The organism is Mesorhizobium sp. M7D.F.Ca.US.004.03.1.1, assembly GCF_003998635.1.
In the GTDB taxonomy this organism is placed as follows: Bacteria; Pseudomonadota; Alphaproteobacteria; order Rhizobiales; family Rhizobiaceae; genus Mesorhizobium; species Mesorhizobium loti.
In genome coordinates, this window is record NZ_RZQG01000118.1 from 1 (window position 1) to 10,479 (window position 10,479).

General features: G+C 63.9%; 11 protein-coding genes and 1 pseudogene. 1 reads left to right on the top strand and 11 read right to left on the bottom strand.

Translation table 11 applies throughout. The annotated features are described in order from the left end of the window. The 4 genes and pseudogenes from EN935_RS09890 to EN935_RS09905 form a co-directional block, all read right to left on the bottom strand. A pseudogene (locus tag EN935_RS09890) lies at window positions 1-601 on the bottom strand (branched-chain amino acid ABC transporter permease); the annotation flags it as partial. Further along, window positions 601-1,551, bottom strand: coding sequence for a branched-chain amino acid ABC transporter permease (locus tag EN935_RS09895; RefSeq protein WP_245468947.1), 951 nt, complete (start codon window positions 1,549-1,551; stop codon window positions 601-603). The pseudogene EN935_RS09890 and the gene EN935_RS09895, both read right to left, overlap by 1 nt. Window positions 1,552-1,672: 121 nt before the next feature. Further along, the gene (locus EN935_RS09900; RefSeq protein WP_127264972.1) at window positions 1,673-2,785 is read right to left on the bottom strand and encodes a branched-chain amino acid ABC transporter substrate-binding protein; all 1,113 of its coding nucleotides are present in this window, start codon (window positions 2,783-2,785) and stop codon (window positions 1,673-1,675) included. 140 nt (window positions 2,786-2,925) lie between these two features. Further along, a complete protein-coding gene (locus EN935_RS09905) occupies window positions 2,926-3,699 on the bottom strand; it encodes a GntR family transcriptional regulator (protein WP_164548788.1) in 774 nt (257 codons plus the stop codon). 110 nt (window positions 3,700-3,809) lie between these two features. Here EN935_RS09905 and EN935_RS09910 point away from each other — a divergent pair, with 110 nt between their 5' ends. After that, complete coding sequence (locus EN935_RS09910) at window positions 3,810-4,562, top strand: NAD(P)-binding domain-containing protein (RefSeq protein WP_127264971.1); 753 nt, start codon at window positions 3,810-3,812, stop codon at window positions 4,560-4,562. A 31-nt stretch (window positions 4,563-4,593) separates the two neighbouring features. Here EN935_RS09910 and EN935_RS09915 read toward each other — a convergent pair whose 3' ends face one another. The 7 genes from EN935_RS09915 to EN935_RS09945 all read right to left on the bottom strand — a co-directional run. Then, window positions 4,594-5,343, bottom strand: coding sequence for an SDR family oxidoreductase (locus EN935_RS09915; protein WP_127264970.1), 750 nt, complete (start codon window positions 5,341-5,343; stop codon window positions 4,594-4,596). Between the two features lie 23 nt (window positions 5,344-5,366). Then, window positions 5,367-6,290: a 3-hydroxyacyl-CoA dehydrogenase NAD-binding domain-containing protein gene (locus tag EN935_RS09920; RefSeq protein WP_127264969.1), complete on the bottom strand. Its 924-nt coding sequence runs from the start codon at window positions 6,288-6,290 to the stop codon at window positions 5,367-5,369. Further along, the gene (locus EN935_RS09925; RefSeq protein WP_127264968.1) at window positions 6,290-7,159 is read right to left on the bottom strand and encodes a hypothetical protein; all 870 of its coding nucleotides are present in this window, start codon (window positions 7,157-7,159) and stop codon (window positions 6,290-6,292) included. Before EN935_RS09925 ends, EN935_RS09920 begins: the two co-directional genes overlap by 1 nt. 1 nt (window position 7,160) lies before the next feature. After that, window positions 7,161-7,484, bottom strand: a complete 324-nt coding sequence (locus EN935_RS09930; protein ID WP_127264967.1) for an NIPSNAP family protein — start codon at window positions 7,482-7,484, stop codon at window positions 7,161-7,163. A gap of 65 nt (window positions 7,485-7,549) precedes the next feature. Next, window positions 7,550-8,863, bottom strand: a complete 1,314-nt coding sequence (locus tag EN935_RS09935; protein ID WP_127264966.1) for an acetoin dehydrogenase dihydrolipoyllysine-residue acetyltransferase subunit — start codon at window positions 8,861-8,863, stop codon at window positions 7,550-7,552. Window positions 8,864-8,877: 14 nt separating this feature from the next. After that, window positions 8,878-9,852: an alpha-ketoacid dehydrogenase subunit beta gene (locus EN935_RS09940; protein ID WP_127264965.1), complete on the bottom strand. Its 975-nt coding sequence runs from the start codon at window positions 9,850-9,852 to the stop codon at window positions 8,878-8,880. A 1-nt stretch (window position 9,853) separates the two neighbouring features. After that, window positions 9,854-10,479: thiamine pyrophosphate-dependent dehydrogenase E1 component subunit alpha (locus tag EN935_RS09945; RefSeq protein WP_164771066.1), on the bottom strand; the 626-nt coding region annotated here is incomplete at its 5' end.

Genomic DNA, 10,479 nt, shown 5'->3' on the forward strand with positions numbered 1-10,479 from the left:
CCCAGGCCTTGCAAAGGATGGACCGCTCCAGCCGCCAGGCGACAAGCCCGGCCAGCAGCACGACGACGAGCAGAAGCCAGAAGAAATCGACGGGCCGGGCGATCTGGATGCCGAGGATCGAAGCCTTGTCGAGGCGGGCGATGCCTTTCGGCCCGCCGGTAAGCCAGTCGACATTGTTGATGATGATGCGCACGATCTCGCCGAAGCCGAGTGTGACGATGGCAAGATAGTCGCCGCGCAATCTCAACACCGGGATGCCGAGCAATATGCCGGTGATCGCGCCAAGGCAGGCGGCGACGAGCAGAATGAGCAGGAAGGGCAGGTGCAGGTCGAGCTGGGGGCTGGCCAGCAGTGCGTAGCTATAGGCACCGACCGCGTAGAAGGCGACGAAGCCGAGATCGAGCAGGCCAGTATAGCCGATCACGATGTTCAGGCCGATGCCGAGCAGGATGTAGATCAGCAGGCTGTCGATGACACGGATGTAGTAGTTGGGCAGGAAGGGCGTCGCCGCGATCAGCGCGATTGCGATGGCAAAGACAAGGAACGCGACGGCCCGGCTTGAACGCGGCCTGGCAGCCGCGAGGCTCTCGGCGACGGACATCAGAACTCCCTCTTGTACACGATGCTTTCCTCGGACACGGCCTCGCCCAATATGCCGGCGGGACGAACGAGAAGCACGAGTATGAGGATCGCGAAGGTGAGCACGTCGCGATATTCGGTGCCCAGCACGCCATGGGTGATGACGGGCAGCAGCGCGGTTCCGCCGACTTCGACGAAGGCGAGGATGAAGGCACCAAGCATGGCGCCGGGAATGGAACCGATGCCGCCGAGGATCGCCGCGGTGAAGGCCTTCAGGCCAATGACGGCGCCCATGGTCGGCGACATGATGCCGTAATAGCTGGCATAGAGGATGCCGCCGGCCGCGCCGAGCAGCGGGCCGACAAAGAACACCATCGAGATCGCGCCGTTGACGTTGATGCCCAGAAGCTGTGCGGTGGGGCGGCTTTCCGAAACGGCACGCACGATGATGCCGATACGGCTGCGGTTGACGAGGAAATGCAGGCCGAACATCAACACGAAGGCGGCGACGAGGATGCCGATCTGCATCGAGGTGATGGTGCCACCCAGCACTTCATAGCGGACGACGGGAAAGAAGCTCGGAAAGGCGACCGGCTGCGGGCCGGCAAGAATCTGCATGCCGGTGACCAGCGAAAGCGAAACGCCAAGCGAGGACAGCATCGGCGCAAGCCGGGTAGAATTTCGCAACGGCTTGTAGGCAATGCGTTCAATGCCGACGCCGATGAAGCCCACCAGGAAGACAGCGACGACAAAGGCCACGGTAAGCGCAATCGCGCCCGCCATGCCGATATCGCCGACGAGCATGCTGAGGATCAGAAAGGCGACATAGGCACCGAGCATGAACATCTCGCCATGGGCGAAATTGATCATGCGCAGCACGCCATAGACCATCGTGTAGCCGAGCGCGATCAGCGCGTAGATCGAGCCGATGGTCAACGCGTTGACCGTCTGTTGAATGAGGTTTCCCAGCATGGGCCGATGTCCTGTGCAATGGGTTCCCGATCGACGGTCCGTCGCACTCTTGTCAGGCGCGGCCGTCGACAGGCAAGAGGAGCCGCCTTTAAAAAAAGCAGGCGGCTCCGGCGCCCGGCTGCTATTTCGAGCCGACAAGCTGGAACTTCGATCCCTCGACCTTGTAGAGGTACGATGGGGCGACTTTAAGTTCGCCCGTTTCGTCGAATTCCAGTTCACCCACGGCGGTCTTGACCTTGACCGCGTGCAGCGCCGTGTTGATGTCCTCGCGCGCCAGGCCCTTGGTCGTCTTCAGCACTTGTTCGAGGATCTGGCCCTGAACATAGCCATAGATCGAGTAAGGGCCGGCTTCTTCGCCGTACTTGGCCTTGTAGAGTTTGGCGAACTCGGCGATCTCCGGCGAGGCATCCATCGGCGGCACCTGGATGGCGACGAGCGTGCCCTGGACGTTGGGCTCGCCGGCCTGTTTGATCAGGTCCGGCGTATAGCCGCCGTCGGGTACGATCAGGGTGGCGGTGATGCCTTGCTCATGCATCTGTTTTGCAAAGAGCGCCAGCTGCGGCATGACGGCACCGAGATAGATGACGTCGGGCTTCTTCGGCTTGATCTGCGCCAGCACGGCGGCGAAGTCCACATCGCTTGGCGCGACCGAAATCGTGTCGATGACCTTGCCGCCGCCATTCTCGAAGTTCTTGGCGAAGATTTCGGAGATTCCCTGGCCGAAAACCTGCTTGTCGTTGACGACCAGCGCCGTCTTGGCGCCAAGCTTGCCGAGCGCGTATTCAGCCGGCAGCAGCGCGCCCGCCAGATCGTTCGCGACCGGGCGCACCATAAGCTTGTAGCCCTGCTTGGTCAGCGATGGGTTGGAGCCGAAGGTCATCGTCGGCAGCGAGCAATCCTCATAGATCGGCAAGGTGGACTGGGCGACGCCGGAATTGAAGTTGACGAGGCCGAGGACGATCTGGTCATTGTCGCAGAACTTCTGCGCCACGAGCGTTCCCTCGCGCGGATCTGCCTTGTCGTCTTCCTGTTCATAGGCGACGGTCACACCATTGACCCCGCCATCGGCGTTCAGCTTGTCGACATAGAGCTTGAAGCCATTATGCCATGTGGTGCCGAAATAGGCCTGCGGGCCGGAGAGCGGAGCGGATAGACCAATCGTGATCTGCTCGGCCATGGCCGGGCCCGCGAATAGCGATGCTCCGAGAATGAGTGTGGCGATAAATTTTCTCATGATGGTTCCCCTTGGCTACTGGTCACAGCAGGAGCGGCCGTTCCGGTCTTCTCTCCCTTGGAACCCATCGAAGCAGACAAAGAGACTGTCGTCAAGAAAGTGTCGACACTATTGCGTTCAATTTTGTGCTCAGATATCGATTATGCGTCGCGCGCCCTTCGCCGGCGCTTCAGATCGGCGCCGTTACCGGGCGCGAACACCTTGAGCAGGGCGTCCTTGAGCGCCTGTTGCGTGGCGGAGACGGTCATTTCGATATGTTCGCGCAGCAGTTTCATGCCGTTTTCGGCATCCCGCCTGACGGCGGCATCGACGATGGCCGAATGAGAGGTGATCTGCGCCTTGTCATGCGAGGGATGTTCGATCTGGATGCGGCGGATGAAGCGGATGCGCGCATTGATGGAGCTGAGCTGGCCGACAAGTTCCGGATTTCCCGACAGTTCGGCAATGAGCAGATGGAAGCCTTCGTCCTCGGCCAGGATGACATCCGGCGGCTGGTCCGGGTAGGCGTCGACGATCGCTTCCCAGTAGCTCCGCAGCCGGTCGATTTCACTGTCGTCGGCGCGTTCGCACATCAGCTTGAAAGCAGCGCATTCGATGATCGAGCGGAACTCGTAGAGGTCGAGCAGGCCCTCGGTGCTGAGGCTTCTGACGAAAAAGCCGCGATTGGGCGTGAGCGAAACGAAACCCTCGGAGGCGAGCCGGTTCAGCGCCTCGCGGATCGGTGTGCGCGAAACGCCGAGGCTGCGCGAAAGCTGGACCTCATTGATGCGTTCCCCGGGCTTCAGCTTGAACTCGACCAGAAGCTTGCGGATGGTGTTGTAGGCGCGTTCGCTGCTGTCGGCAGCGCGGCGCGTTTCGGCCTCGGCGGCAAGGGACGGATCGCTATCGGCGCTGGTCTCGGCTCGTTCGGTCACGACGATTCTCATCTGATTTGTATGCAGGTTGTGTCTACACTTTGTAGAGCGCCTTTCTTTCCCAACTTCGTGTGAATGGCAAGCAGCAGGTTTAAATCCGGGGGACAACAATGATTGTAGGCATTCTTGGTGTCGGGCATCTGGCGACGTCCATGCTGGCCGGGTTCCTGCGTTCCGGGCTCGATCCCGCGGCAATCGTGCTGTCGCCGCGCGGCAAGGCGGCGGCACTCTCCGACCAGCACGGTTTTCGGCTGGCGATCGACAATCGCGATCTCGTCGAACGGTCCGAGGTCGTCATTGTCGCCGTACGGCCCGCCCATGCGCCGGACGCGGTCGCCGGCCTGCCGTGGCGCAAGGACCAGGTGGTGGTTTCGGTTTGCGCCGGCGTAGCGCTGTCGCGGTTCGCTGTCGCGCCCGCGCGCGCGGTGCGCGCCATGCCGTTCACGGCTTCCGAAATCTGTGCCAGTCCGACGATCTATTTCCCCGACCTTGAGCAGGCGCGGGCGGTTCTCGACCGGCTCGGCCCCTCGATCGCTCTGGTCAGCGAAACGGACTTCGAGGTGGCCACCATCAATGCCGCCATCTATGGCTGGGTGCAGGATCTGATCCGCAGGACGACTGAATGGTCGAGTGCCCGAGGTCTCGACCCGGCAATTGGCCGCCGGCTGACGGCGCTGACATTCGTGGCCGCCGGGCGGCTGATTGACGAGACGGACCAGCCGATGGATCAGATGCTCGAGGAGTTGGTGACACCGGGCGGCATCACCGAGCGGGGGCTGCGGGTGCTTTCGGCGCGCGGCGTGCCGGCGGCCTGGGAGGAGGCTTGCACGGCCGTGCTCGACAAATTGACAGGCCCAGGCTGATGCGAGGCGTTGCTGATACCCCGCAGTCCGCTCATCGTTGGGGTGCGGCCGGATAGACATGGCCGCCGGGTGCCTGTTCGCTTGGCGCGACAGTCAGTTCGGCGATGTCGACATGGTCCGGCATCCGCAGCGCGGCAACAAGCACGGCGGCAATGTCGCCCGGGCCGAGCGGCCGCTGTTGCGAGTACATGCGCTTGCGCAGGCCCTCGCGGTCGCCGTCGAAGGCCTTCAGGTAGAAATCCGTTTCCACGCGACCGGGGGCGATCTCGGTCAGCCGCACGCCGGTGCCGGCGAGATCGAAGCGCAGGATGCGGCCGGCTTGGGAAAGGCCGGCCTTGGCCGCACCGTAGATCGTCGTGCCGGGAAAGACGGCGCTGGCCGCCGTGCTGGTCAGGTTGAAGATGTGGCCGCGCTTGCGCGCGATCATGCCCGGCAGCAACAGACGGATGAGCTGCAAGGGCGCGGTGAGGTTCAGCGCCACCACCTCGGCTGTTTCCTCCGCGCTTTGCTCATGCAGCGGGCGCACCGTCGCCAGACCGCCGGCGTTGTTGATCAGCACATCGATTTCCGCCGCACCGAGCGCAGCCGCGATCGCTTCGTGGTCGCGCACATCGGCGACAAGCGGTTTTACGCGTGGCCCGAGCCGCGCCTGCAGGACCTGCAGCGCATCATGGTTGCGCGCCAGTGCATGGACGGTCAATCCTTCCGCGATCAGGCTCTCGACGATTGCCGCGCCGATGCCTTTCGAGGCGCCGGTAACGAGGGCAGTGCGGTAACTCATGGGTGTTCTCCTGAGCTGCGATGTCAAAGCGCGCCGTGTTCAGCCACCGTTTTCAAAATGCCGACCAAACCTGCCTCACGCTCGGCCTTCAGGTCGTCCTGGCTGCGTCCGTTCACGGCGGCCCCTGTCGAAGCCGTGATCGCGCGGATGGTCTCGTTGTCGAGCCTTGCGTCGAGCAGCGTGTCCCAGATCGCCTGATAGGTCGGGCCATATTTGCGCAGGAAGTCCTCGATGCCATCGGCGTTGAGGCTGTTGGAAATGAACGAACCTTGCAGGGTCCATTTCGCACCCGGCCCATACATGAAGGCACGATCCACGTCCTCGACTGAAGCGACGCCGTCGCGCACCAGCGCGATCGCCTCGCGCCACATGGCGCCCATCAGGCGCAAGGCGATATGGCCGGTCACTTCCCGGTTGAGCGTCACTGGCTTCTTGCCGATGGCCTCATAGATGGCGTGTGCCCGGACGATTGCCTGCGGATCGGACGCCTTGCCGCCGACGATCTCGACCAGCGGCATCAGATGCGCCGGATTGAAGGGATGACCGAGCACGACGCGGCCGGGCAAGCGGCACTCGTCCTGCATGTCGGACACCAGCAGGGCCGAGGAGGAGGAAGCGATGACGACCTCGTCAGCGACATGGTCTTCGATTTCGGCCAGCAGCCGGCGCTTGAGGGCCAGGTCTTCCGGGCCGTTCTCCTGCACGAAATCGACCCCTTCGAGCGTCTCGGCGAGTGTCGGGAAAAGACGGATCGCACCGGGCGCGTGCGAGGATCCTTGCAGCGCATCGAGGTCGGCCATGAGCGCAGGCAGCACCTCATTGAAAGCCGCTTCGCGCCGCTCCCTCGGATCGAACACGCGCACCGCGTGCCCGGCATGGGCAAAGCAAGCCGTCCAGCGCTGCCCGATGACGCCGAAACCGACAATGCCGATGGTCAGTTTTTGCATCACCTGGCCTTCCTGCCGTCAAGCGCTGCGCGGAAGGCCTCGTTGAGGTCGTTCCACGGGATGAGAAGATCGAGCCAGGCGCCGATCCGTCCGGCAACCAGGATTGCCTCGTCGATCAGGGTGTCGAAAGGATGCCGATCGTCCATCGCCGCCTTGAGCCGGAAAAGCAGGGCCGGCGTTTCCTCCATGTGGCAGAAGTCGCGCAGGCGGGTCGCGGTCTTGTCGAGTGCGATTGCTGCCACCTGGCGCAGCACCAATTCGTCCTTCCTGCCGCGCTCGGCGCGGACCCACCACAGGAATTCGTGCAGCACCCGCGCTTCCGACTCCGCGGTGAAAACGGGACCTGCCGGGTGCATGATGGCGCGTGACGCGGTGACCCGGCTGATGTCGGCGGGACAGGACGCCCACAGCGCCTTGCGCGCGGCGATGATATTCTGCGGCAGCGACAATGGCGGCGAAGGCTCGGACACGCCGCGATCCGACCGGACAAGTGTGCCTTCCAGAATACGGCGGCCCTGATCCCGCTTCAGCGTCGCGGCAAGCTCGGCAATGCCTTCCACCGGCGCGTCGAGATGGCCGAGAACGGTGATCTCGGCATTTTCCGCCTGGAGCGGCGCGAAGGTGATTTCGAGGAACTGCCGCACCGGCCAGTAGATGAAGGCGCCGGCGGTTGCGGAAAGCACATGCGTGGCACCTTCGATATCCTCGACGAAGGGAGCATGCCAATAGATATGGCTGCCGGCGATTTTGGGCGTGTGAAGCTGCAGGCGCATCGGCAGGGCCGAAAGCAGCGCACGGCGCGTGCGGTCGGCATCGCCGGTCAGGCGCAACGGCCAGTTGCGCCCTTCAGCCGAGAAAATCAGGTCCATCTTACTTTCCGGGATTGAAGAAGGAGACAGGTTTGAGGATCTGGTTGCGCATGTCGAGAAGATAATCGGTCTCGATCACCTTGCGCCGATAGGCCTGCCATTCGGGATCGGCTTCCATGCGGTCGCGGCGCTCTTCCCGATCGGCCAGGCTTTCATATTTCCACAGATGCACGGTGCGCGACAGGTCGCCGATGTGCGTCTGGAAGAAGCCGAAGGGCTCGCCCAGATAATGCTGCTGCATCGGCAGGCCGACGTCTTCATAGAGTTTCAGGAAATGCGACAGCTTGTTCGGGCGGGCGGTATAGGTGCGATGGTCGAAAATCATATCGAGCACTCCTTCTGGCGTTCTGTATCCGGTGCCTTCGGCGCCGGCGTGATGGTCTTGTCGGCTCAGCCGGCGCTTCGCACCGTCTCGGTGATCAGCCGGGCTGTGAGCGCCGGCGCTTCAATCTGCGGTACATGGCCGACGCCATCGAGAAGATGAACAGCAGTGAAGCCCGGCGCGCGGACTGCATGAGCGACCGGGATGACGCGGTCGAGCCTGCCCCAGATGAGCCGCGTCGGCACAGCGACCGCAGCGAGCGCACCCGTTAGGTCGAACCCCTGCGTGCCGTCCGGGAAGAGGCTTTCGGCCATCGCAGCGAGCGCGTCGCGATTGCCGGTCTTTTCCATCTGCCTGAGCGCGGCCTGCGCATAACCGACCGGCAAGGCCGAGGGGTCGCCGACCATCACCGTCAGCCACCGCTCCAGGGCCTGCGCCGTGGTCGCGCGCGCAAGTCCGGCAATGAAGCCTGCATTGATCTCGGGGCCAAGCCCGCCAGGGGCAAGGAGCGTGACGGAGCGTACCGCGAGATGGCCAAGCCGGGCGAGCGCGAGAGCCGCCGCGCCGCCCAGGGAATGGCCGACGAGATGGGCATTGCCCACGCCCATCTCCTCCAGCCGGTCTGAGAGGAGGAAGGCGATCTCCTCGATGCTCCTTGCAGGCTTTGCCGCTTCCGCACCATGGCCAGGCAGGTCGAGGCTGATCGTCTCGATCCCTGTTCCGAGCAAGGGCACGACCTGCCGCCACACGGAGCTATCCGCCCCGAAGCCATGGATGAGGACCACCGGCACCGTCTGTCGGGCCAGCGCCGGCGCGGCAACAGACGATGTCTTGACTGCGGTCGTCCGCTGAACTGCACCGTCATGTTCGTTCGAGCGGGCAGCAAGGGCAGCATCGATGTCGCGCTTCTTGATGCGCCCGTGCGGGCCGCTTCCCGAAATGGTGGCAAGGTCGAGCTCGGCCGCGGCGGCAAGCCGCCGGGCCAGCGGGCTTGCGATTGCACGGCTGCCGGGCGGTCGGATGGAGGAAGGCGCTTCGCTGGCCACAGGCTCGCGCGGATTGGGTTCTACAGCCGTCGCAGTGGCCGGCGCGATCGAAGCGGATTGGCCAGCGATCGGCTTCCCGCCAACTATCGGTTTCTCATCGGCGATCGTGCCGAGCACCGCGCCCACCGGCGCTTCCTGTCCCTCGGCGAAGAAGATTTCCGCCAGCCAGCCGTCGCGGTCGGCTTCGATTTCGGTTGCGGCCTTGGCCGTTTCGACGGTGACGAGAAGATCGCCGGCCTTGACCGGGTCGCCGGATTTCACCGCCCAGCTGATCACCAGCACGGATTCCATATATTCGCCGCCGGCGCTGTCGATGCTGATCGGGTGGGTCGCCATCGCCGTCGCCCCCGTCACTTCAGCGTCTTTAGCGCGGCAGCGCGGATTTTCTCGGCACTTGGCAGCATCGCCGTTTCCAGCGGTTCGGAATAGGGGATCGGCATGTCCGGCAAGGTGACGCGCGCGACCGGCGCGTCGAGCTCATCGAAGGCATGGTCCATGATCGTTGCCGACAGCTCGGCGGCATAACCGCAGAAGCGCCAGCCTTCGTTGACCACGACGGCATGGTGCGTTTTCGAGATCGAGGCGACGATGGCGTTGACGTCGAGTGGGCGCAGCGACCGGAGATCGACGATTTCGGCCGAAACACCGTCGGCTGCGAGAAGATCCGCGGCTTTCAGCGCCTCCACCACCATCTTGGAGGTGGCGAAGATCGAGATGTCGTTGCCTTCGCGCAGGGTTGCCGCCTTGCCGAGCGGCACGATCACGTCGCCGTCCGGCACCTCACCGCGGGTGTTGTAGAGCAGCTTGTGCTCGAGGAAGATCACCGGCTGGTCATCGCGGATCGCGGCCTTCAGCATGCCCTTGGCGTCGGCGGGCGTCGAAGGAGCAACGACCTTGATGCCGGGTATGTGGGCAAGCATGGAATCGAGCGACTTGGAGTGCTGCGCGCCGGCGCCGGCGCCGCCGCCGCCCTGCGTGCGCAGCACGAACGGCATCTTCACCTGGCCGTTCCAAATGTAATTGTAGATCGAGGCCTGGTTGACCAGCGCATCGAGCGTCAGCGGCACGAAATCCGCATACATGATTTCAAGCACCGGCCGCGTGCCGGTCATCGCGGCGGTCACGGCCATGGCGGTCAGCGCCTGTTCGGAGATTGGCGTGTCGCGCACCCGCGTTTCGCCGAATTCCTCTATCAGCCCTTTCGTCACCTTGAAGACGCCGCCATAGCGGCCGATGTCCTCGCCGAAGACGAAAACGGAAGGGTCGGCCTGCATCTCTTCGCGCAGTGCCGCATTGAGCGCTTCGGCGTACCGCATCATGGCCATGTCAGTGCGCCTCGCTGTAGGGGTTGCAGGCTTCGTCGACGAAAAACTCTGGCATCGGGTCGGACAGTGCGGCCGCGAATGCCTCGTCGACCTCGGCCTTGGCCGCGGCCTCGATCCCGGCGAGTTTCGCCTCGCCGACGTCGCCCAAAAGCGCCTTGCGCGAGACGAGCAGTGGATCACGCGCCTTCCAGGCCGCAATGTCCTCCGACTTCTGGTAACCGCCCATGTCGGAGGTGGAAAAACCCTCGATGCGGTAGGTCTTGCATTCGACCATGCCGGGACCCTCGCCACGCCGGGCACGCTCGACCATGGCCGATACGGCGCGATAGACGGCCACGGCGTCGTTGCCGTCGACGATCTCGGCCGGCATCGCATAGCCGGCGGCACGGATCGACAGATCCTCTACCGGCGACTGGACTTCTGAGGGAACGGTCAGGCCGAACTGGTTGTGTTCGAGCACGAAGACGACCGGCAGCTTCCACAGCCCCGCCATGTTCATGGCCTCGTGGCAGATGCCGGTCTGGGCGGCGCCGTCGCCGAAAACGCACATGGCGACATTGCCGGTGCCGAGGATCTGCATTGACAGCGCCATGCCGGTGGCGGCCGGAATGCCGGCACCAACTATGG